Genomic DNA, 22109 nt, shown 5'->3' on the forward strand with positions numbered 1-22109 from the left:
GCTCCGCCTTTCATTATCTCACAATGCTGCAAAATAAATTATCCGGTATTAGCTACCGTTTCCGGTAGTTATCCCAGTCTTGAGGGCAGGTTGCCTACGTGTTACTCACCCGTCCGCCGCTAACCTTCAGGAGTGCAAGCACTCCATCAAGTCCGCTCGACTTGCATGTATTAGGCACGCCGCCAGCGTTCGTCCTGAGCCAGGATCAAACTCTCCAATAAAGTTTGACTTGCTCATTTCTTAACTGACGAGAATTTGTTCAATTCTCTATTTCAACGTCCCACCGAAGTGGTTCGTTTTACTCACTCGTTGTTCAGTTTTCAAAGATCAACTTCTGTGTCTTTCGCTAAAAAATCATTTTCAGCGGCGACCTTTATAATATATCATGCTGCCCATCATTTCGTCAAGAACTTTTTTTTGAAAACTTTTTAATTCGACATCTTCTTAACCGAATTATCAAAGTCCCTTTCGAAGGGGCGAGTTATAATGTATCACAGAAACAACCGGCTCGTCAACATGATTCGGCAAATTATTTTTCGACTTTATGTAACAAAGTTATCGACACATTATTCGCTAAACCTTCCCCCTATCTTGATGTCACTCTCGTTAGATACTGTTTCCTGAGACGCGGTTTCATAAACGTTAGTATCAACTTCTTCTGCACAAAAAAAGAAGGACTCCCGTCCTTCCTCATACGTCGGTGTAATACCGGATGGCTTCAGAGCCATAGGATCTGGATTCCCTCCATATCGGAACTTCCTTCACCAGCGACCGATATACCAATTTGCGCATCACGATCGGCAGTTCCTTGCATACAGGTGCCAGCTCAGGGTGGAGTACCAGCTCCTGTATCGTCCAAGGATTCCGACGGCTTCTTAATATGCGGAGCAATAGCGCAGAAGAGCTCTCCAGCTTGGATATCATGGAGAATTCATAGGCAAGCAAGGCAAGCTCAACCCGTTGTCCCAGCGTTTCCGTGCTGACCGTAAGCTCTTCATATAACTTGCGTACCGGCGTGTTTAAACCTGTAATCTGCTCCCAAACCGCCGATTCCGGATGAATTCCCCGCTCGATCAGCTCCAGCTCGCCCCAATGGTGCAGACCTTCCAATAAAGTATGGTAAGCATCCAGCACTCGTTCCTCCTTCAAAAGCATCTTGGCATCCATGTACTTTTGCAGGAAGTGGGCAAAGCCTATAAACAATTTTTGCTCCCGGAACGGTTCTGCGAACCTGAGGAAATCTCGCCGCAGATTGGAAAGGCGATCTTGATCGTCTTTTATGACATCCCCTTCCAGGAGGCATTTGATCAATACTTTATGCGTGCCCCTCAGGAGCTCCCGATGCAATTCGTCCAAGCCTATGCTGAACACCTGACAGCGTTCCCCGCCTACGATAGAATGCTGGATGGGAGGCTCATCAGGCGTTCCGTCATACACGACAACAATATTGACCTCAAAATCGTGAACAAGTGATCCTCGCTGCATTTTGTCCGAATTACGGTATGCTATCGCTCCTACAGCTTCCTCATCAACCGTATTTCCATAATAAAAAGAAAAGTTGGTTAATTCCACGTTTCCCTCCATACATTCCTTGGCGAATTTCAGCCATATCAGTTATAATGTAATTCTACATGTCCATGTAAGTTCCTTCTTTTAGGAGATAAGATCTTATAAGATGACAAACGGAATTCAAGATTTCATTTCTTGTTTCGCCTTATTCCATAAACAACTATATGAATGGACAGGAGTTTTCGAGCATGATCTTTAAGAATGCAAAAATCAACGCCTTCCGCACATGGGGATTGCTGCTGACTATGCTGGGCATGGGCCTTATGGTGCTTGGCACGGCCGGTATCGTATTCTTTGGACAAGCAGGCAAAATATTTGCCGGTATCGGATTGGTGTTTGGCCTGATTATGATGCTGGGAAGTCTCGGCATATACTTTTGGGCAGGCATGCTGTCCACGAGCGCCGTCCAAATCCAGTGTCCGGAGTGCAATAAACTGACCAAAATGCTGGGCAAAACCGACCGCTGCATGTTCTGCCATACGATTTTGACGCTGGATCCGAGCCAAGCCAACATCACAGCAGAAGAGCTTGAAGCCCAGCAGATCAAATCCTGACAAGGATTTGATCTGCTTATATGTAGGATTCGCAACGCATAAGACGAATAAACACAAAAGAACCCGGTTATCGCGAGGATAACCGGGTTCTTTGTATTTAGGATAAGAATGATAAGTTCCATGGTTCCCTAATCATGTATCGTCTTAAGAACATGCCAGGTTTCCGGGACGGCAAAGCTTCGATTCCACGAAGCAATGCCGCCAAGCTCCAGCTTTTTGGCCATTTTGACCCGGGATTGCAATGAAGTGCCGTCTTCCATCCATATCTTCTTAATGGACTCACCTTCCATGAATTGGACATAATTCTGTCCTGTCCCGGCATCCAGCGAGCCTTTCACCTTCTGCTCCTTCAGCAGAGCTTGCAGCTTCTCCATACCAATTGCTTTGGAGGACACCTTCGTCTCTCCCGCTTCGCTCGTTTCGGTCCAGACCCGCGTATATAACGGTACGCCCAACACCAGCTTGGATGGCGGAACTGCATCCTCTTCCAGGATTCGCCTTACCGACTGCTCAGCCCATGGCAACGAGGAGACCGATCCCGCTTTCGGACTGGTGGCCCAGTGCTCGTCGTAGGCCATCACCATCATGTAATCAACGGTTTCGCCGAGTCGTTTCCGGTCGAGAAAGAGCGACCACATCTCGCTGTTCGATTTGGGCGTGACATCGATGGACACAATCAAACCTCTGGCTTTGGCCAGCGGCTTCATTTCCCGCACGAATTGTACGACATGATCTTTATCCTTGGTGTAGACATTTTCAAAGTCGATATTGATGCCGTCGAGATTGTATTGCTTGGCATAAGCCAGCATCTGTTCGATGATATGGGATCTTCTATCGAACGTAGACAGCGCTTCGGTTGTCAGGTCAGGGTCGAAGCTGTTATCCATGAGACCCCAAACTTCCTTGTTCCTGTTATGCGCCCAACTCACATACTGCTTAACCGCTTTGGACTTGACCGTTCCTTCACCGTCCACGATGCTGAACCAGGTCGGACTGACCACGTTGACACCGGGCAGTTCGCCAATGCTATCCGTGCTCGGATTCTTGGTGTAGACGGCTTCCCATACCAGGTTGACCGACTTGCCCTTCCATTCCAGCTCAGCCCGCGAAGGGGTCTGCTTCAAATACGGAATTTCCTTCAGTTCCCCAAGCTCGATCTGCTCTTTAAGAACATATCCGGTATACCCGTTATCCGCCTGAACGAATAACCATCCCTCCTCTTCGCGCCATACCCGAAGCCGCTCGCCGACCGGCATGTCCAGTACGATCGGAGACTTCTTCTCCCCGCTCTCGCGCAGAGCCACGGTGTCCTCAGGTTTACCGGGAGCCGCCTTCGCAAGCTGAATCGCATCCCCAGCGCGCATCAAAATGACCGCGCCTGTTGCCGAGTCCTCGTGAACAGCCACCCCATAATGCTGTTTAAGCGGCTTCAACGGAACATAGGCAATGCCGTTAACCAGTTCAGGCGCATAAGGCAAGGTTACCGTTTTGCCGTTCAGCTCTCCCTTCGTGCTATCCATCTTCATGCGAAAAACCGATTCGGAAGTCGTGATAATAATCGATTCCGTTTCCTGCTCGTAACGGATGTTGGCATCCACGCTCTCCTGAATTACCGTGATCGGCAGCAGCAGCTCTTCGCCAGATCCCAGAGCAGGATGCTCCTTCAATTCGCCCTGAACGAAAATCGGCTTGTCCATTCCGCGCCAGTCCGGTACGGTATAGGTCTGGTTCGGAAACAATGTGGTGACAACCCACCAGACCCCTACCGCGATCAGCATCAGTCCCAGATAATAAGAGCTTCTGTTTGTACGCCTCTTTTTTCCCCGATATCTTCTTCTTGCCAAACTGCTCCCCCATTTCACATTCGCCAAATCGCCCCAATGCCAAATCGCGAAAAATTAGCCCTTAAAAATAAAAACGTGTGGAATGGTTCATTCCGCACGTTCATCATCTATAACAACCGGCATCTATTGACAGGACTTGCAGAGCCCATACAGCTCCATTCTCAGTCCCTTTACTTCGAATCCGGTGCTTTTCTCAGCCTGCACTCCCACATCTTCGAGGGATGGATAGCTGAAATCTTCGATTTTGCCGCAACTTTGACAGATGACATGATGATGGTCGGAGACGTTGGCGTCAAAACGACTCGAATTGTCTCCGTACGTCAGCTCACGCACCATGCCGGCTTCAATAAACATTTTTAAATTGTTGTATACTGTGGCTACGCTCATACTAGGAAAATTAGGTTCCAGAGCCCGATAAATATCATCCGCTGTCGGATGGCCCATAGATTCCACCAAATACGTTAAAATCGCATGACGTTGCGGCGTGATACGGACACCGGTCGTTTTCAGTTGTTCCAGCGCATGCTGTACGGACGTTCCCATGGTTGCCCACCGCCTTCAAGTTTAACTGGGTTTTTACAAAGCTCAGATCGCTCTTACGCTTTATTGTACGGCGTTTCTTGGATTGTTGTCAATCCGGCAGAGGCGTCCAGCCCCCGCTGTTGCGGCCCTCCTCCTGTTCCGGGTAGCTCCGGTAAATGTTCAGGTTACTGTTACCTTCAATGCGAATGGAATGCTCGCCGGTGCCGGATTCCCCGGAAATGGTTTTCTGCTCGACCCGAAGATTAGGGAGCGTGGTCAGAATTCTTCCGTAACTAATCGTCCCTTCAAGCTTGTAATCGCCCTCGAGAGGAACGTGAAGATTCATCTCTCCAACCGCGCTATATACATTCCAATCGCCTCCGATCCGAGGGGAACGAATGGCTATTCCGCCATTAAGGGACTCGGCGCTTAATTGCGACTCCGCGCCGCTGATCAGAATATTGCCGTTCCTCGTCTGAACCCGGATATGATCCGTCGTTCGCTTGACCGTTATGTTTCCTACTTGCGTGGTCAAGTCGGTCTCGCCCGTGATGTCGACGGCCAGCATATTCCCGCGGTTGGTGGACATTTTAATATTACCGATAACGCCGCGCGCGGTCATTTCGCCGTTCAGCGTTTTGCCTGTGACATTCCCGTAGACCCGATCCATCGTGATGGGCCCGTTCCCGCTCTCCAGCAACATATTCTCAATCGCTTCCACCCGGTTTAAGGTAATTGCTCCGTTCATCGTCCGTATCTCAAAATTGAACCGGCGATCATCCGGAACCGCGATATTCAAATTCATTCGGGGTTGACGTTTACCCGATTCTCCATAGGCCTTTCCCTTGGACCGAATCGTGATCGTCTTGCCTTCCCCGACCTCGATCGTCGACTGCTCGGCGATCGCCTCCGCTACACCGGGCTGCTCTCGGTCGACCCACACTACCGCTTCCACCCGGATATCGTCGACATCCTGCCGCGTGATGGAGATATCTCCGTTCAAGTGATCAACGATGATCTTCTCGGTGTCGAGCTCCACCGGTATATCCAGTGCCGGCTTCTGGAACCGGTTATCTTCCGCTTCGCTATAATCCACGCCCGCTGCCGTCAAATTCAGGCTCACCCGGTTCCAAAGATGAAGGAAATGCTCCTGCTGGGAAATCACGAATACGGACGCCGTTACGGCGACTGCCAGCAGAATTCCCCGAATATCCGGCCGAAACCGAAATTCCCTACGCCGGCCCTGGGCGCGGGACAGCGTATACCTGACTATATATTCAACGCCGAGCAGGATAAACAGCAGCGGCCACCAACGCTGGAGCATGAATATATAATCCGTCCCTCTCCACTCGTCAAGCAGCAGCAACGCGCCCGTACAGACAAGCAGCAAGGCGGCCGTATATCGTCCAACTCTGATTTTATGTTTCATCCGTCTCCTCCCCTCGTCTGATTACGCGGCTTTCACCAATGTGCCATGTATTATAGGGATTTTCTCTTGTCTTTATGATGCCTGAGAGCTTCCCGGATCCCGGCCCAAATCCCGATAACGATGAGCACGACGGCGGAGGCCTCCGCACCGTAGTCGCGAATTCCCTGCTGCAGCCAAGGCGGCTTCTGGTGAAACAAAATGAGCATGGACCCGGTAACAACCAGCATCAAGCCAAAAGCGATTCCCCGTTCGCCGCGGAACAGATGATTAGCCCCGTTCCCTCTTCCGTCACCTTCGGAAGCAGAGGCTGCCTCGCCGCGTCTTTTACGGGAAATAATATATTCGGCTGCCTGCAGCACGTCATACACGTTATAGAAATAACCGACCGGAATCAGAAGCCCCAGCACGACAAGCAGCGGAACGTTGATCTGCATGCCGATGGAAGAGAAATATAGAAGCGCCGATATATCAAGCAGCAGCAGCATGATGAACGTGATTCCCTTACGGTACATCCCGAGGTACAGATGACCCAGACCTGGAATGAGAGCGGCTAATATAAGCGCATAGAATTTCCGCCTTTTTCGCTGAAGTCCGGGATGCCGCTTCATCCGAATCGAGCGCCTTTTTTTCTTGCGGACTGCGGTTTGCGTTTCGGTGGTTGGATTCATAACCTTCTCGCCTCCTTCCAAACATCAAGGGACTGGCGTTGTTTACCGATGTTTTTCTTTGATAGTACCCCAATGCGAAGCCGAAGTAACTGGAAAAAAACTGGATAGGCCGTTCAGGAGAAGCACATAAACCTACAAAAAAACGGCCCTGCCGGTAATTCAGCAGATGCCGTTTGGTTATGATGATGGAAGCCGGTTATTCAGCCGTTACCATCGTTACATGGCCGATTCCCCGCAATTGCCGGGTGATCTCCATCGGTTCGAATTTACGGTCGGTCAATACTTGCAGCGAAATTTCGAGTCCTGGGACCGCAGGCTGCAATTCCCCGTATGCCGCATTGCTCCGCTCGTTTACGACGAGCTTCTTGATCACGAATTCCTGCTCCACCAGAACTGCCGATATGTCATCCAAAATATTCGGCGTATTCGCCGCATGCAGGGTGATCAAATGCAGTTTGCTGCCGCGGATGTACCGCTGCTCCAGCTTATTAAAGACCACCAGGTTCAGAAGGATCAGCACCGTGGATACAATCGACGCAAAATAAAACCCGGCTCCTACGGCTAGCCCCACGGCACCCACAACCCAGATGGACGCGGCAGTCGTTAATCCGGTAATGGATTTGCCTGTAAACAAAATGGTGCCGGCGCCCAGGAATCCGATCCCGGTAATGACGGCCGTGGCCAAGCGCGCAGGGTCAATCCGAACATTAATCTCGGCAACGAAATCGGAAAAACCGTAAATGGATAACAGCATAATCAGCGCAGAGCCCAAGCACACCAAGATGTGGGTACGCAACCCTGCCGCATGGTTGGAACGCTCCCGTTCAAAGCCGATCAAGCCGCCAAGCAGCATAGCCAGCAGCAATCGTAATAATATGGATACATTATCTATCACCCAAGGATTAGTCAAAAGAACGATACTCCCCTCACGTCACGTCTGTCGAATATGCGATATCATTCATTGTTTATGAAGATGAAACTCGGTCAATTCCACGCCCGGAGCAACCTCGAATGCATGGTCCCTCACGAACCCGAATTTCTCGTACAAGGTCACCGCCGGCGTATTGCGCGTCCCTGTCGAGACTGTGAACATCGGCGCTTCCTGGTAGCATTCCAATACATGTCGAATTAAACTCCCCGCGATACCTTTGCGAAAATGACCGGGATGGACCATCATCCGCGATATGGTGACCTGATCCTCTTCGGGCTCCACCGCTATGGCTCCGATGAGATCCCCTTCTTCATTTATATAACCAAAAAAGGTTTCCCCGCTCGCACGGATCGTCTCAAAGGTGTCCTGCAGCGGAGGAATTTCGGAGAATCCGATCAATTCGGCTTCCAAAGGGTACGCCATGTGCTGCAGGCTCCATATCTGCTGTACGGTATCCCGATCCTCCAAGGATAGTTCCTTAATCATCCGTTCATCCCCTAACCGAGTTATTGTAAGAAAAAAGTCATCGGCGTACTCTCAAAGAAGACAGACCGCGTTTAACGGTATTTTTTCTTGCGATATCAGGCAGCAGCCCCTCCGAAGTTCATACTTTCTGATATCTTAAAAAGGAACTTGCCCCGATTTCGGGACAAGCTCCACATCTTCTAAAAACATGATTCGAGGAAAACCCCCGGATCGTTAATTATCCGTTCAGCACCTCTACCAGCAGTTTGTTGGCGAGGGCCGGGTTGGCTTTGCCTTTGCTCTCTTTCATCACTTGACCAACCAGGAAGCCGATCGCCTTCTGTTTGCCTGCCTTGTAATCCTCCACGGATTGCGGATTGTTCGCGACCACCTGCTCGACAATGCCCTTGATCGCACCTTCATCGCTGATTTGGACAAGTCCCTTTTCCTCAACGATTTGCGCAGGCAGCTTGCCGCTTTCCAGCATCTCCTTAAAAACGGTTTTCGCGATTTTGCTGCTGATGGTCCCCTTCTCGATCAAGCCGATCATCTCGCCCAAGCCTTGGCCCGTAATCTTCACTTCAGACAGCTCCAGACTGTTCGAATTCAAATAACCCAGCAGATCGCCCATGATCCAGTTGGATACGGATTTGGCATCCTTCGTGTAGTTCAAACTGTCTTCAAAAAAGTCGGCGAGCAGCTTGGATGACGTAATGACCGCAGCATCATAGTCCGGCAAGCCGTACTCGGAAGCATAGCGGGCCTTGCGGGCATCCGGAAGCTCGGGGATCGTCGCGCGAACCGCTTCTTTCCACTCTTCGCTGATATGCACCGATACCAGATCCGGATCCGGGAAATAGCGGTAGTCGTGCGCCTGCTCCTTGCCTCGCATGGAGAAGGTCTTCGCCTGGGCTTCGTCCCAGCGCCGCGTTTCCTGTACGATCACGCCGCCTTCATCAAGGATTTCCGCTTGACGGAACTGCTCATATTCCAATCCGCGCTGCACGCCGCGGAAGGAGTTCATGTTCTTCAGCTCGGCTTTCGTTCCGAATTCCTTCTGTCCCCATGGACGAAGGCTGATGTTGGCGTCGCAGCGAAGCGAGCCCTCTTCCATCTTCACGTCGGATACGTCGCAATACTGCATAATCGCGCGCATTTTCTCCAAGTAAGCCTTGGCTTCCTCCGGCGTTGAGATCTCCGGTTCGGACACGATCTCAACGAGCGGCGTTCCGACCCGGTTAAAGTCCACCAGCGATGCATACCCTCCGTCGACATGCGTGAGCTTGCCGGCATCTTCCTCCAGGTGCAGGCGGGTAATGCCGATCCGCTTCGTCTTCCCATCCACCTCAATATCGATCCAGCCGTTTTCGCCGATCGGCTGATCATACTGGGAAATCTGGTATGCTTTCGGGGAATCCGGGTAGAAATAGTTCTTGCGGTCGAATTTGCTGACATCGCCGATGGTGCAGTTCAGCGCCATGGCAGCCTTTATGGCATATTCCACAGCCTGGCGGTTCAATACGGGCAGAACGCCGGGATGGCCAAGGCAGATGGGACATGTATGCGTGTTCGGCGGAGCTCCGAACGCAGTGGAGCAGCCGCAAAATATTTTGGAATGGGTATGCAGCTCTACGTGAACTTCCAATCCGATAACCGTTTCATATTTAGATGTAGACATCGATTGTTTCCCTCCTTCTCTGCCGCCGGTTTACAGTTCAGGGCGCCGTTTATGATGATCTGTATTTTGCTCGTAGGCATGCGCGACGCGCAGCACGGTCGACTCATCAAAGGCTTTCCCGATAATTTGCATTCCTACGGGCAGTCCGTCCGCGAATCCGCAAGGGACGCTTACTGCCGGCACTCCCGCCAGGCTGACAGGAATCGTCAGGATATCGTTCAAATACATCGTCAGCGGATCATCGACCTGCGTCCCCAGCTTGAATGCCGTAGTCGGAGCCGTTGGTCCGATGATGACATCATATTGCTCGAATACTTTATCGAAGTCCTGCTTGATGAGGGTGCGGGCTTTCTGCGCCTTCAAATAATAAGCGTCGTAATAGCCCGAGCTGAGCGCGTAAGTCCCCAGCATGATACGGCGTTTCACCTCATCGCCGAAGCCTTGGCTGCGGGATTCATGATACAGGTCGATCAAACTGCCTGCATTGTCGGAACGAACGCCGTAACGTACGCCGTCAAAGCGGGCCAGATTCGAGGAAGCCTCCGAAGATGCAAGCAGATAATACGTAGCGACCGCATAATCGGTATGCGGCAGGGAAACCTCGTCCCAGGTAGCGCCCAGCGATTCAAGCACCTTCAGCGCGTTCAGGACGGTTTCCTTTACTTCGGCGTCAACGCCCTCGCCCAGATATTCTTTAGGCACGGCGATGCGCAGGCCGGCAACGTCTCCGGACAACGCGCTCAGATAGTCGGGCACGTCCACTTTGGCGGATGTCGAATCCATCGGGTCATAACCGGCGATGGCTTGCAGGACATAGGCAGAATCTTCTACGTTTTTTGTCAAAGGCCCGATCTGATCCAGCGATGAAGCGAAGGCGACAAGGCCAAACCGGGATACGAGTCCGTAGGTCGGCTTAAGTCCCACGACGCCGCAGTAAGAAGCCGGCTGCCGAATGGAGCCGCCGGTATCCGAGCCCAGCGCGAAGTAAGCTTCGCCGGCAGCTACGGCCGCAGCCGAGCCGCCGCTCGAGCCGCCTGGTACCCGGTCCAGGTCCCATGGGTTGCGCACGGGATAAAAGCTGGAGTTCTCATTGGAGCCCCCCATTGCAAATTCATCCATGTTCAGCTTGCCGATCGTTACGGTGTCGGCCGCGCGCAATTTACCGACAACCGTCGCATCGTAAACCGGCGTGAAATTAGACAGAAACTGACTTGCGCATGTGGTACGAAGCCCTTCCGTTACGATATTGTCCTTAATTCCGACAGGAAGTCCGAACAACAGTCCGCGCGTCTCCCCACCAGCCAGCTTGTCGTCCAAAGCCTTGGCCGATGTACGCGCGCCTTCCTCGTCCAGCGTAATAAATGCCTTTACCCGATCCTCACGTTCAGAAATACGGGTAAACGCTTGGTCGACCAGATCGGTTACGGAAAGCTCCTTATTCTGCAGCTTATTATGTATCTCCGATAACTTGTAATCAAACAGACTCAAGTGTGTGTCCTCCCTCCAGGCTATTCCAAAACAGCAGGTACTTTAATTTGATCGTCTTCTTCATCCGGTGCGTTGAGCAGCACTTTCTCGATCGGCAGGCTCTCGCGCACTTCGTCTTCCCGCATGACATTGCTGAGGTGCAGCACGTGCGTAGTCGGCTCAACGCCGTCCGTATCCAATTCGTTTAATTTCTCGGCATATTGTAAAATCGCATTCAGTTGGCCGGTAAACATCTGCTCTTCTTCAGGCGTCAAATTTAATCGGGCCAGCTTCGCTACATGCTGAACATCCTTATCGGTAATGCTCATGGCTTTGCGTCCTCCTTCATGCCCCTATCCAGTTAAAGGGGTAAAGTCTGTCTCGATAACTTTTCTCATTATATTGTAGAAGCATGGAAGATTCAATCCAATGGCTTGAAGCGTGGAGCTTTCAGGAACTGGTTGCCTCTCACTTCAAAAAAGAGTCGGCCTCGGCCGACTCTTCTAGATCCAAGCGCGAAGATTCACCTGTTTGATGAAGTCCGCCTGGGACATTGCTTCCTTGGTTTCCTCTTCCTCTTCAACACTTTCCAACTCGCCGTTCATCACTTGACGAAACAGCTTCTCATTATATGTCGACAGGGCGAAATCGATGAGCGCTTCCCGCTCGACCCGCTCGGCTTCCTGTTTCAACACGATTGCTTCCAGCTCTACATCATCCGCCGGAACAAAAAAATTACGGTTGAGGCTCGGAATCCGAATGACGTAATCGAACGCATTGTCCGGATTTCGGTCATACGCGATGATATAACCGTATTGACCGATTGGAAGATTCTGCTCAAAGGCATCCGCAACGATTGTGATCTTTTCCCCTAAACGCAGCATCGTCTACCTCCTGAGTTGTCCATCCTTTTTTCAAGCGATAAGAAAGTATAAACTTCTATGGCTAATCATCCTTATTTCCAAGAAAACTTCCGATATGTGCGGTCTGTCTTCCGAAAAATAAGTCGATTGCCGATTTCTTATCTTCATAGTCTACTAAAAAAAGATAGAGATGTCCATGTGATTCAGATAAAACCTGAATCTCCCATGGAAACTAGGATTGCGGGGACAATGGACTCCGTCTGAGCAGCCTCGCGGCAACGATAATCGACAGTACCATGAGCAGTATCGCCACGATGATCGGAGACCAGACGCTGCTCCCTTCGCCGACAATCCGCTCCGCGGCCATGCTGCTTAATCGGCCCGGGTTCCATTGAAGGCGGGAGGGCAGCAAACCGGACAAGAGCGAAAGCGCGCCGGCCACCGCCAAGCTGATGAAAGCGGCAGCAGGCCCACGGAGGACGGCGCCGAGCGGCAGGGCAAGCGTTACGATCCAAGCCAGCCATACGACATACAATCCCCCGCCGCTGGCCACCGCCCCCCATTCCAAGGGACCGATGAGCAGATGCGTATAATACGCTGCGCCGCCAAGCCCAAGCGCAAAGGATGCGGCTACCAAAGTCATCATGGCGGCCCATTTGGCAGCCATCATGGGAATCGTGGATACCGAGCGTGCAAGAACAAGCTCAGCCGTGCCGGTGGCCCTTTCCCCAGCTACCGTGTTCATCCCCGCAAGCACAAGCACCAGCAGGCCGATGACGCTGAACTGGCTTAAGGCTGACGCCATCACGCTCTCGGCGGACGGGACGGTAAATAACGCCGCCGCTTCCGGCGGCACTTCTCCGGCCATGGTCAGGATTTCCGGCAAATAATAGGTCGATACCGGCTGCATAATGCCAAGCAGCAGAAAAACGGCGGGGACCCAAATCCATTTATAGGTCCGGCCGGACTCAAGCATCTCTTTTTGATAATAGATCCAGAACGGCTTCATGAGCCCACCACCTTCATAAACATGTCCTCGAGCGTAGACGTGCCGGCTTCAAAACGAAGCAGCTCGATTCCGCCGTCGGCAAGCTCTTGGATTAAAGCGGCACGCGCCACCTCCATATCCGTCACCATCAGCTTGGCGCCGCGTTTGCCGAGCTCGATCTCTTGCACATAAGGACGGTTCGCGAGACTGTCGAGCCAAGCAACCTCCCGCTCCCCCGGTTCAACATCAATCGATAAGACCGGCTGGCGGTATTTCGTGCGAAGTTCGCTAAGCGCGCCCTTCTCCGCAATCTCCCCGTCTACCATCAGTATCATGTCATCGCAAATTTCCTCCGCATCATGAAGCACATGGGTCGAGAACAGAACGGTGACTTCCCCTCGCAGGCGGTCGAGCAGGTCCATAACCTCCCGGCGACCGATCGGGTCCAGCGCCGAAACCGGCTCGTCCAGCATGATCAGCTCCGGCTCGTGCACAAGCGCCTGTGCGATGCCAAGCCGCTGCTTCATTCCGCCGGAATAACCGGATATCCGGCGTTTGGCTGCCTGCTGCAGGCCCACCATCTCGATCACTTCCCGACTACGCCGAAGGGCCTCTTTTCCGGATAATCCCGACAGCTTGGCGCTGAATGACAAATATTCCATGCCTGACATCCAGCTATAAAACTTCGGATACTGCGGCAAGTAACCAATCCGGTGACGCCAGCTGTCCGTATGTCCATCTCCCGATCCATATCGGATCTCGCCCCGGGTCGGAGGAATCAATCCTGCCAGCATTCGCAGCGTTGTCGTCTTCCCTGCGCCGTTCGGTCCCAGCAGTGCCGTACAGCCTCCGCGTTTCAGTTCAAACGAGATGCCCTTGACCGGCATGATGCTTCCGATGCTTTTGGTCAGTTCATGAATGCTAAGAAGTTTCTCCGTCAAGCCTCTCGCCTCCCCGCAATGAAATATGCAACGCTGCCAAGAATGTTACCCAGCAATATAATCAACACCCACATCCATCTCGGTCCACGTATGTTTGCCGGCTCTGCCCGAAACAAAGATATAAGACCCGTGACCGCAAGAATCGCTTGCAGTGCAAGGATCGGCCAGATCAATCCCCAGTTAATATCCATAATAATCCTCCCATGTTCATATATAATGAAGAAGCTTAAGACTCGCTGCCGTCTTTACGAATGACGAATATCCAGTAAAAGAGCAGCGGCAACGGCATCGTCGTAGACCCCCATATCCCCCAGAACCAAGCCATCTTGCCAAGCCCCCGTTTCCTTGCATCCAGGAAAAGCCATGTCCCTTGGATCAGCACCAGCACAACGGCAATGACGATCACTACCAGCGGGCTCTCGTTCACTTCATTCATCGAATCCCCTTCTTTCCGGCAGATCGCAGACTCTTGGAAAATACCAGAACGGAAATCCCCGCTACCATGCCGAACCCGTGAATAAACAGCAGGATCCTCGGCGCTGCCAAGGCAGCCATCAATCCCCCGCCGACGATAAAGAGCGCAACCAGAAGAAAGAGCAGCAACTCGTATTTCATCCGCTTCCGTTTGCGTTCCAAGGTATGAACGGCCAACGCATGCAGTCCTTCCAGGGATGGGGATGGCGCGTCATCAAACAATTGATCCACCCGCTTCATTTCCTGGTTCAATCCTTCAATCCATTTTTCATCCTCATGTTCAGGTCCTTTGACCATCGTCACCCATCTCCTTTCGCAGCTGTTTTATGCCGTAGGCGGTCCGCGATTTCACCGTTCCTTCGGGAATGCCGAGCATCGTTCCGATTTCCTCGTAGCTGTAGCCGTAATAGTGCTTCAGCAGGATGGCAATCCGATGATCCTCGGATAATCGGGATAATCCATCCAGCATATCCGTCCAATCTTCTCCCCGCCGCTCCATCTGCCAGCGCATCCGCCTTGCCGACTGAACCGCCTCCTGCTCCAGCCATTTCTTCTCCCGTTTCTTTCGCCGGGTATTATCGATGAACAACCGGGTAGCAATGGTAATCATCCAAGAGGAGAAGGACGAAGTCCCGTTGTAACGGGTCATATTCTCCATGCATCGAACGATGGTATCCTGCGCGGTATCTTCGGCAACCATCGGGTCCATCGTCACTTTCAGCAAATATTTATAAAGGAAGGAATAATGCTGCTTAAACAGCAGCGCCATGGCAGCAGCATCTCCTGACTGCGCTTGTCGTATCAAATCCTCTTCGCCAGGGATCATGATTGAAATCATCACCTTCTTTCGCCTTCGCCTGTAATACGAATAACAGCTGCCAATCGTTCAAACGTTTATTATATTTATCGTGTACCAAATGATGTAATTTATATAGATGCCTCCGGATGCTTCTGAAATTCCTTATGGTATCCGTTAAAAAACAAAAAAAAGCAGCCGGCGGACCCGGCTGCAGTCTCCAATCGGAGGATCATGGTTTCTCACTTCATGATGAGGGTATCATGTTAGCGTTCCAACCTATTGATTCAATCTGATTACCTGCAGCCGATGATGCCATGGCTGCTGCGCGATCCCTTCATCCTTCACCAGCCTGTCCCAGACAACGGATGAAATATCCGTCTGGCCCCGCCGGCGGAACTCCGGTTGCCGATCAATCGCTTCGCTTCTTGTAACATTCCCGTTCAGCAGCGATAGATGATCTTTCCTCACTGGCGCTTCCCCCTAATCACGTCCATGCCAATAAAACTCCCCATAAAATAAAAGAACGCAAACCGGGATAAATTCCACAGTCTGCGTGCTTCGCAATGGGTAACATTTAATTAATCGTATTGTATCAATCTTGTCTATATTTGTCCAGACAAACTTTCCCGATTTATGTCGGATGTTATCCTACCTGCCCGCAGGGACATAAGGATTCCGCTGCTTTTCATAACCAATGGTTGTCCGAGGCCCGTGGCCGGAATACACAACGGCCTCATCCGCAAACGTATACAGCGTGTTCTGAATGGAATCAACCAAATCGCGTTCACGGCCGCCCGGAAGATCCGTTCGCCCAACGCCTAGACGGAATAGCACATCGCCGGAGAACAGATCATTTCCGCACTTGAAGCTCACGCTTCCCGGCGAATGGCCCGGTGTATGAAAGACCTTGAAGGTATGCCCGATCAGCTGCAGCTCCAGTCCATCGGCCAAATCGTACTCCGCCGGCTCGGTGGACAGCGGTCCGGTGACCTGAGGCCACATCAGCGAACCGTTAAGCTTTGGACTGGCCAGCCATTCGCTCTCCAAGGTGTGGAGATAGACAGGACAGCCCTTCAGCTTGCGGATCTCCTCGACGCCCCCCATGTGGTCGAAATGCGCATGAGTCAGCAGGATCGCTTCAATCTCCAAATCCGCTATTCGCTTCACGAGCGGCCCCGGATTCATGCCAGGATCGATAATGATTGCTTTGCCTTCTGCAGGGCCTGTCAGTAAATATGCATTCGTCTGAAGCGGTCCTAAATTAAAGGTCTCAATATGAAGTGTCATGATTAGAACCCTGAGATCAGTTCACGCAATTCCTTAATGATGGCAGCGTGAAACTCATACCCTTCCCCGTAGGCTTGAATGATGCTTTGCCGCGTGACGGCAAGGTTGTCCTGATAGTCCGTTGCTTCACGATCCGGATTGTTCTGCTTGAACTCAATCATAAACTTCTGAACATGCGCCGGACGCGGTCCCCATGTGCCGAGGACATGTCCCCCGGTATCCGAAATGATCACAACCGGGATGGAACGGGCGCCCATGGTCAGGAACTGATCCATGACGTCCAGATTCTCTTCCATAATCAGCACTTCCGTCTCAATCCCCGCGGTCTCCATCGCACGGAATACGACAGGAATATTGCGCGCGACATCTCCGCACCAATCCGCTGCCAGAATGAGGACCCGCAGATCATCCCTGAAATTGAGGCTTTCAAAAAACTCTTTATCCTCTTCATTCTCCCAGGTAAACTGCTCGTAGCCTGCCTTGAACGCATCCTGGTTCTTCTGCATGCCGTCCATGAATTGCTGCGGAGTAATGCCCGTACCTAAATGATTTGCCATATTCATACTCATTCGTTATTTCGACCTCGCCTTCGCTGATTTTATCCATTTTATCAAAAAATAAAGAATCATGACGGCTAATGCGCCCAGCAGAATTTCCCGAACGTAAGGCCCTGCCTTCTCGTCGATATGCTCCCACTGGTCACCCAGAAGCAATCCGAGGTATAAGAATAATGCCGTCCACGGAATAACCGCAAGAGTGGTCAACAGCGTAAACCTGCCCACATGCATTTTGGATATGCCCGCCGGGATGGAAATCGCATGTCTTACCACCGGTACAAACCGAGCCGTAAATATAACGCCGGTACCATACTTGCCGAACCATTCCTCGGCGTAGTCGATATGCTTCTTCTTAATCAGTATGTACTTCCCGTACTTCTCCAGGAAGGGTCTGCCCCCGTAACGGCCGATCCAATAAATGAACAATTGGGCGAGCACGCCGCCAATGGTACCAAAAATCATGGCACCGATAAAATGAACCTCACCCATGGAAACCAGATAACCGCCATAGGCCAGTACGATCTCGCTTGGGATGACCTCCACCATTAATCCGAGCATGATTCCGAAATAGCCCAGCTGCTGGATCCATTCAAACAGTCGGCCCACAGCCTCGTAAAAGAATTCCACGCTTGTCCCCCGCCTTCCTACTGCGTTGATTTCTAGTACTAGCCTATTCTAACACAGCCCGGGACATGCCTTCTACATGCCTTCTAATGCGCCCAATTATGGGCGGCGCAGTGACTTTCGCCCGTTTCGGGACATATGGTGAAGTAAAGGAGTGAGTTAACGCATGCATTCTCCCCATGCCAAACGACCGGGCAGCAAGCCCCCCTCCCCGCGCGGGATACGGCGGGCCTGCAGCAAAGAATTATACCGTACGACCAAGCGGCTCAAGCTGTACCTTCCTCCGGAAACCTTGAAGCAAGGCGAGGAGTTGTATTATCGGAAGGTCATCGGAAACCTGATCTGGATTCACGAAAACTACAGCAACAAAAAACTGCTGTGCGACTGGTGGGAAAAAGACGTCTGCGGCGAGCTTGCCGAGCTCTGGCAGGTTCCGGAGCGCCAGCTGGCCTCCGCCTTTCGGGATGCCTTCGGGGGATGACCTATTCCCCCTCTCTTCCCCCGTCACACCGTGAGAAATTACGACAAAAGGCTGCATTTGGATCGTCAACCGTAGATCGATAGGTCGGTCCTTTCTACACCGTTCGTTCTAAAGGGAACCATCAAAGCGTCGTCAACGCCATGCCGCCCTTCATAGTGCCGCGTCAGGTGGGGCAAGGTAAGTCGCTGCGATTGGTTGCCATTCGCATGATTCGCCATAGGCTGTGCGGAGATAACGGATATCAGGGCTGCCTTGCAGCATGCTCCCGTTCTCCCCATGTCATCGTGTTATCCAAGCGGTTGGCCTGCCGAGCCGCAAGCACGGACAGATGAAAGCCACGGTCATTTCGAATAGGATCAAGCTCATGAAGAGCGGCCGCAAGGAAGCGATAGCGCTTCAAGGTATCCCATCCGGCCCGGGCCGCGTCAACCGCTCGGGGGGAATCTCCCGCCCAGCGGTACCCGTCCGCAAGGGCGGCCAGCTTCAGCACCGCCCGGGTTTGCTTGACCGCATTTAAACGATCCAGTTCGATGCCCCTTTTGAACCATGCTGCTGCTTCCTCCGATTCGCCTCTTAGGGAATAGCCTTCGGCCAGCTGCCAGCTTAAACCCGGGTGATTCGGCGCATGCACCATGCTTCGTTTCAGCAGCGGAATCTGCTCGCTTGGGGGAAGCCATGCCGAGAGCTTAATGGACGCATCCGTATTGGCAGGGTTCCACTTCAACGAGGATCGGAGGAGCACGATCTGCCGGCCTGGCGGCTCTGTTGCGGCCCATCGCTCCTGGAGCTCGCTGATGCCCAACGCCGCGGCGAGGAAAGTCCAAGCCACGAGCGGGAGAATGACCATAACCCTGAGCCGTCGCGGCGAGGAGCGGGCACGCTCCCCTTCATAGCCGGCTTGCAGTTGATTCCATCGTTTGAACGGCCGGGGTAGCCGAGTTGCCATAGATTCACGCTGCGGCGCCTTATCGGGGGAACCCTCGGCCAAGCCCATTGCCGTAAGCCACAATAGGAGCAGCCATACCAACCCGAAGCCCCAATCGAAATCCACGGACGCATGTCCAATCAGCACGAGGGCGGGGGGCATGAATCGTGAGCTTGCCCGGATGAGCCTCGCAACCATAAAGATAACCAGAATAAGGACAAGCAGCAGTCCAATGACTCCCGTATTCAACAGGATATCCATATATCCGTTATGCACCTCGGCACCCACGTAGGGTTGGGACTGAATGGCGAGGTAGGATTGCCGCCACGTCTCCCCTCCCCGTCCCAGCCACGGCGACGACCGGGCCAGCTGCCAGGCGTCGCTGTACATGAGGCGGCGCGCGCTGATCGTTGCCGCGCCGCCCAGGGTCCGATCCTGCACCTGGAGCAGGATCACGACCATCGCTGCGGCTGCCAGCAAGGCCGCAGCTCCCAGGGCCCCGGGCGCGGCGTAACGCCGCCCGGGCCCTCCGCTGTGCCGCCAGCGGCACAGCAGCAGGCCGGCGAGGACGCCGCCGGCCCAAAGCCCGGCCAGCCACAGCAGGCCGGGCAGCACGGCTGGCGCCAGCCTGGCATCCGCCAGCTGGCGGTACAGCAGCGCCGCGCTCGCCACAGGCGCGGCGGCAGCCACCAGGAGCGGCGCCAAGGCACGCCGCTCCTGGGCGAAGCCGGCCGCGCACGCAAGGGCGGCCGCAAGCCAGGCGCCGCGCGACTCCGTCAGGAGCAGCGCGGCGGTGTAAGGCGCAAGCGGCAGCAGCGCTGTCGCAGCGCGGAGCGTGCCCGTCCGGTTCCGGAGGACGGACGGCAGCGCGAACAGCCGCTCCAGCAAAAAGGCGGCCATCACCGCCCCGAACGTGTTCGGGTACTGAAGCAGGCCGCCAAGCCTCGCGCCGGTCGCGCTAATGTCCGCATCCGCCGTATGATAGATCCCATACGGCAGCTCCATAAGCCCGTATACGGCAAGCAAGGCGCTGCCGCACAGCACGGCGCCCAGCAGATGCCAGCCGGCATGCAGGATGCGTAAGCCGGAGCCTGTACGGCACGTGCGCCAAGCAACCATGGCAAAAGAACCATAGCTTCCCCACAGGATGATCTCCCTCATCGTGCCTTCCAGAGAGAGGGGACGCCCTATCCCGTGAAAGACGTAGATGAGAAGGATTGCGCAGATGCAGCCAAGAACCACCCGCAATTCTCTGTCCGAAGGAACCGCCTCCGGCAGTTTTCCCATGCCATGATTCTTCCGGCTTTGAACGGCAGCATGCCAATCCGATCCCTTCATGAGCAGCAGAAGCACGCCGAAACCCGCTCCGATCCAATATACATCCTCGTCAAAAAACATTCCGCTCCGGATACTGGCCGCAAGCCCCAGCCCGATCAGCATCATCCCGCAAACACGATGCAGGGTATTCGATGCCATTACACCACGCCCCGTTCAAGAAAGAATGCGCTACCCTTCTCCGCTTCTGCCACCAGCACGATCCCGCTCCTCCGTGTGCTGAAGATGAAACCCACCCTAATAGCCATTGTGGACAAGGACGGTAGGCGTTATTCTTGATTCAATGTTGGCGATCACATCTGGTGCTGTAAGGGACGCACGATTCCCTAAATCAAGGCTTTGATTGCCATCGCAAGAAAAACGTCTAACGACGTACATTCTCAGAAGAAAGACCCCTTTTAGATGTTGATTATGTTGCGATAACTGGAAGGTCGGCTCCGAAGTTCCTATTTTTCATTAAAAAAAGCGATGAACGTGCGCGCTCGCAACAATCATCGCCAATCCGGTTCAACGCGGCTCCATTTCCGTATTCGGGAGCAGGTCCTTGCAAGCCTGTTCAAGGTACGGCGAGGCGCTTAAAAAATTTCGAAAGGCGGTATACTCCTGCCATAGTTTATCCCGGTCTCCGGCAGAACCGCTAACCGCACGGATCAAAATATTCTTGGGCGTATGTTCCATATCGATAAACTCCAGCAGCTGCGTCTTGTATCCCATCAGGTCGAGAAGCTTGGCCCGAATGGCGTCCGTGGCCAGCGCCGAGAAGCGTTCCTTCAGTATGCCGTGGGACAGCAGCGGCTCCATGACCGGGCTCTGGACTTGGGCGAACAGCTCGTGCTGGCAGCAAGGCACCGACAGAATCACCGAAGCCCCCCAGCGGACCGCTTTTTCCAGCGCCGCATCGGTTGCGGTGTCGCATGCATGCAGCGTGACCACCATATCCACCTGCTCCAGTTCGTCATATTCCGCAATGTCGCCGACAAGAAACCGCAATTGGGTATAATTCAGTTTTTTCGCCAGCATACTGCAGTGTTCGATGACATCCGCTTTGAGATCCAATCCGACAATATTCAGCTTTCTGCGCGCGGTTACCGCCAAATAGTGATACAAGGCGAAGGTCAGATAAGATTTGCCGCAGCCGAAATCGACGATCGTAAGCGGACGGTCCGCCGGCAGGTGAGGGAGGACATCCTCCACCATCTCCAAGAAGCGGTTGATCTGTTTAAATTTATCGTATCTGCGGGCAAATACTTTGCCATCCTCGCTCATGATGCCCAGCTCCACCAGAAACGGAACCGGCTCTCCCTCTTCAAGAATGTAGGTCTTTTTCCGGTTATGCGCCAAATCCGTTTTGGTCTTGGAAGCGGATTTGGTCAGAATCGAAACCTTGTATTTCTTCGAAATCAGAACCTGATAGTCCGCTTCCGGCGTATAGATCATCGCTTGCCGGAATACATTTTCGAACATATCCAACAGTACGGCCTCCGCCTCATCCGCCGGCACATTCTGATGGGTGACCTTGGTTCCGGAATAATAGGCGAACTGATAGTGCAGCTTGTTCTTAAGCTCTACGGGCTTCACCGTTACTTTGCTGTAGGTCATGCCTTCCCGCTTGCGAAGCTGGCTTAGCGTAGCCGTAATCAATGACGCTTCTTCCATGATGTTATGAATCAATTTTCTTAATGCATCCAAATGGTACATCTCGCTTTCT

Annotated in this window: 26 protein-coding genes and 1 rRNA gene; 2 read left to right on the plus strand and 25 right to left on the minus strand. The window is 53.0% G+C overall.

The window, feature by feature from the left end:
- Together BMX45_RS26160 and BMX45_RS26165 are read right to left on the minus strand one after the other, a co-directional pair.
- Positions 1 to 221: ribosomal RNA gene (locus BMX45_RS26160) — 16S ribosomal RNA — on the minus strand; the annotation flags it as partial.
- A 469-nt stretch (positions 222 to 690) separates the two neighbouring features.
- On the minus strand, positions 691 to 1572 hold the full coding sequence (locus BMX45_RS26165) for a nucleotidyltransferase-like protein (protein ID WP_090913128.1): 882 nt from the start codon (positions 1570 to 1572) through the stop codon (positions 691 to 693).
- Between the two features lie 185 nt (positions 1573 to 1757).
- Here BMX45_RS26165 and BMX45_RS26170 point away from each other — a divergent pair, with 185 nt between their 5' ends.
- A complete protein-coding gene (locus BMX45_RS26170) occupies positions 1758 to 2123 on the plus strand; it encodes a YgzB family protein (protein WP_009594056.1) in 366 nt (121 codons plus the stop codon).
- A 128-nt stretch (positions 2124 to 2251) separates the two neighbouring features.
- Here the strand turns inward: BMX45_RS26170 and BMX45_RS26175 are convergent, their stop codons facing one another.
- From BMX45_RS26175 to BMX45_RS26270, 20 genes are all read right to left on the minus strand, one after another.
- The gene (locus BMX45_RS26175; protein ID WP_090913130.1) at positions 2252 to 3967 is read right to left on the minus strand and encodes a glycosyl hydrolase family 18 protein; all 1716 of its coding nucleotides are present in this window, start codon (positions 3965 to 3967) and stop codon (positions 2252 to 2254) included.
- A 123-nt stretch (positions 3968 to 4090) separates the two neighbouring features.
- A complete protein-coding gene (gene perR, locus BMX45_RS26180) occupies positions 4091 to 4510 on the minus strand; it encodes a peroxide-responsive transcriptional repressor PerR (RefSeq protein WP_009594041.1) in 420 nt (139 codons plus the stop codon).
- An 88-nt stretch (positions 4511 to 4598) separates the two neighbouring features.
- A complete protein-coding gene (locus tag BMX45_RS26185) occupies positions 4599 to 5918 on the minus strand; it encodes a DUF4097 family beta strand repeat-containing protein (RefSeq protein WP_090913132.1) in 1320 nt (439 codons plus the stop codon).
- A gap of 50 nt (positions 5919 to 5968) precedes the next feature.
- Positions 5969 to 6586, minus strand: coding sequence for a hypothetical protein (locus tag BMX45_RS26190; RefSeq protein ID WP_090913134.1), 618 nt, complete (start codon positions 6584 to 6586; stop codon positions 5969 to 5971).
- A 196-nt stretch (positions 6587 to 6782) separates the two neighbouring features.
- Positions 6783 to 7496 (minus strand): MgtC/SapB family protein, encoded by a 714-nt coding sequence (locus BMX45_RS26195; protein WP_090913136.1) that lies wholly within the window; start codon positions 7494 to 7496, stop codon positions 6783 to 6785.
- 48 nt (positions 7497 to 7544) lie between these two features.
- Positions 7545 to 8003 (minus strand): GNAT family N-acetyltransferase, encoded by a 459-nt coding sequence (locus BMX45_RS26200; protein ID WP_090913138.1) that lies wholly within the window; start codon positions 8001 to 8003, stop codon positions 7545 to 7547.
- A gap of 217 nt (positions 8004 to 8220) precedes the next feature.
- A complete protein-coding gene (gene gatB, locus BMX45_RS26205) occupies positions 8221 to 9660 on the minus strand; it encodes an Asp-tRNA(Asn)/Glu-tRNA(Gln) amidotransferase subunit GatB (protein WP_090913140.1) in 1440 nt (479 codons plus the stop codon).
- A 30-nt stretch (positions 9661 to 9690) separates the two neighbouring features.
- Positions 9691 to 11148 (minus strand): Asp-tRNA(Asn)/Glu-tRNA(Gln) amidotransferase subunit GatA, encoded by a 1458-nt coding sequence (gene gatA / locus BMX45_RS26210; RefSeq protein WP_090913142.1) that lies wholly within the window; start codon positions 11146 to 11148, stop codon positions 9691 to 9693.
- Between the two features lie 20 nt (positions 11149 to 11168).
- The gene (gene gatC / locus BMX45_RS26215) at positions 11169 to 11456 is read right to left on the minus strand and encodes an Asp-tRNA(Asn)/Glu-tRNA(Gln) amidotransferase subunit GatC (protein ID WP_009594109.1); all 288 of its coding nucleotides are present in this window, start codon (positions 11454 to 11456) and stop codon (positions 11169 to 11171) included.
- Positions 11457 to 11630: 174 nt separating this feature from the next.
- Positions 11631 to 12011, minus strand: coding sequence for an ATPase (locus BMX45_RS26220; protein ID WP_090913144.1), 381 nt, complete (start codon positions 12009 to 12011; stop codon positions 11631 to 11633).
- Positions 12012 to 12222: 211 nt separating this feature from the next.
- Complete coding sequence (locus BMX45_RS26225) at positions 12223 to 12999, minus strand: hypothetical protein (protein WP_090913146.1); 777 nt, start codon at positions 12997 to 12999, stop codon at positions 12223 to 12225.
- Positions 12996 to 13919 (minus strand): ABC transporter ATP-binding protein, encoded by a 924-nt coding sequence (locus tag BMX45_RS26230; protein WP_015737459.1) that lies wholly within the window; start codon positions 13917 to 13919, stop codon positions 12996 to 12998. Before BMX45_RS26230 ends, BMX45_RS26225 begins: the two co-directional genes overlap by 4 nt.
- The gene (locus tag BMX45_RS26235; RefSeq protein ID WP_090913148.1) at positions 13916 to 14110 is read right to left on the minus strand and encodes a PLDc N-terminal domain-containing protein; all 195 of its coding nucleotides are present in this window, start codon (positions 14108 to 14110) and stop codon (positions 13916 to 13918) included. The genes BMX45_RS26230 and BMX45_RS26235 overlap by 4 nt, the downstream gene beginning before the upstream one ends.
- 35 nt (positions 14111 to 14145) lie before the next feature.
- Positions 14146 to 14355, minus strand: a complete 210-nt coding sequence (locus BMX45_RS26240; protein ID WP_090913150.1) for a hypothetical protein — start codon at positions 14353 to 14355, stop codon at positions 14146 to 14148.
- Positions 14352 to 14690, minus strand: a complete 339-nt coding sequence (locus tag BMX45_RS26245; RefSeq protein WP_090913152.1) for a YxlC family protein — start codon at positions 14688 to 14690, stop codon at positions 14352 to 14354. Before BMX45_RS26245 ends, BMX45_RS26240 begins: the two co-directional genes overlap by 4 nt.
- A complete protein-coding gene (sigY, locus tag BMX45_RS26250) occupies positions 14674 to 15231 on the minus strand; it encodes an RNA polymerase sigma factor SigY (protein WP_090913154.1) in 558 nt (185 codons plus the stop codon). Before sigY ends, BMX45_RS26245 begins: the two co-directional genes overlap by 17 nt.
- A 237-nt stretch (positions 15232 to 15468) precedes the next feature.
- Positions 15469 to 15660, minus strand: a complete 192-nt coding sequence (locus tag BMX45_RS26255; RefSeq protein ID WP_009594128.1) for a hypothetical protein — start codon at positions 15658 to 15660, stop codon at positions 15469 to 15471.
- Between the two features lie 180 nt (positions 15661 to 15840).
- On the minus strand, positions 15841 to 16479 hold the full coding sequence (locus tag BMX45_RS26260; RefSeq protein WP_090913156.1) for an MBL fold metallo-hydrolase: 639 nt from the start codon (positions 16477 to 16479) through the stop codon (positions 15841 to 15843).
- Between the two features lie 2 nt (positions 16480 to 16481).
- Positions 16482 to 17048, minus strand: a complete 567-nt coding sequence (locus tag BMX45_RS26265) for a thioredoxin family protein (protein ID WP_090913158.1) — start codon at positions 17046 to 17048, stop codon at positions 16482 to 16484.
- A 3-nt stretch (positions 17049 to 17051) separates the two neighbouring features.
- On the minus strand, positions 17052 to 17663 hold the full coding sequence (locus tag BMX45_RS26270) for an undecaprenyl phosphate transporter UptA (protein ID WP_090913160.1): 612 nt from the start codon (positions 17661 to 17663) through the stop codon (positions 17052 to 17054).
- Positions 17664 to 17826: 163 nt separating this feature from the next.
- Between BMX45_RS26270 and BMX45_RS26275 the strand changes: the two genes are divergently transcribed.
- Positions 17827 to 18141, plus strand: a complete 315-nt coding sequence (locus tag BMX45_RS26275) for a hypothetical protein (RefSeq protein ID WP_009594078.1) — start codon at positions 17827 to 17829, stop codon at positions 18139 to 18141.
- A 65-nt stretch (positions 18142 to 18206) separates the two neighbouring features.
- On the opposite strand, the gene BMX45_RS31475 is transcribed toward BMX45_RS26275, so the two are convergent.
- From BMX45_RS31475 to BMX45_RS26285, 3 genes are all read right to left on the minus strand, one after another.
- Positions 18207 to 18359 (minus strand): hypothetical protein, encoded by a 153-nt coding sequence (locus BMX45_RS31475; protein ID WP_175495208.1) that lies wholly within the window; start codon positions 18357 to 18359, stop codon positions 18207 to 18209.
- Between the two features lie 23 nt (positions 18360 to 18382).
- The gene (locus BMX45_RS26280) at positions 18383 to 20542 is read right to left on the minus strand and encodes an O-antigen ligase family protein (RefSeq protein WP_090913162.1); all 2160 of its coding nucleotides are present in this window, start codon (positions 20540 to 20542) and stop codon (positions 18383 to 18385) included.
- Between the two features lie 366 nt (positions 20543 to 20908).
- Complete coding sequence (locus tag BMX45_RS26285; RefSeq protein ID WP_175495209.1) at positions 20909 to 22099, minus strand: class I SAM-dependent methyltransferase; 1191 nt, start codon at positions 22097 to 22099, stop codon at positions 20909 to 20911.
- Positions 22100 to 22109 lie beyond the last annotated feature (10 nt).

It is taken from the genome of Paenibacillus sp. cl141a, assembly GCF_900109305.1.
Lineage (GTDB): Bacteria > Bacillota > Bacilli > Paenibacillales > Paenibacillaceae > Paenibacillus_AQ > Paenibacillus_AQ lautus_A.